This window comes from Paenibacillus etheri (assembly GCF_001012825.1).
Classification (GTDB): domain Bacteria; phylum Bacillota; class Bacilli; order Paenibacillales; family Paenibacillaceae; genus Paenibacillus_AQ; species Paenibacillus_AQ etheri.
This window is the reverse complement of record NZ_LCZJ02000080.1, coordinates 1-251: the sequence shown is the minus strand read 5'-3', so window position 1 is coordinate 251 and position 251 is coordinate 1. Positions and strand designations below refer to the sequence as shown.

The window sequence follows — 251 nt, the reverse complement described above, 5'->3', positions numbered from 1 at the left end:
CGAACTTCATACAAGGCTAACGTAGGCTGGATGAGGTTGCATAACAAACCAAAGTCCATACTGTCAAAGGCATACGAGAGTAAATGAAGCAGATAGATGGAGAGGAAGATAGCGTCCTTACCTGGGGAGATCTGTGCGGTAGGCGAAGCCACTTCGTAACCCTGCTTGTGAGAGCAGGCTGAACGCACAGAAGTCAGCAGACGCCATAGTACGCAAGCTGTTGCAACAGCTGCGGAAGGGCTGAACATGAA

1 protein-coding gene is annotated in these 251 nt (G+C 50.2%); it reads right to left on the bottom strand.

Annotation, left to right across the window (positions count from 1 at the left end; translation table 11 throughout):
* On the bottom strand, positions 1-251 hold a 251-nt coding region (locus UQ64_RS31450), incomplete at both ends, for a hypothetical protein (protein ID WP_483414287.1).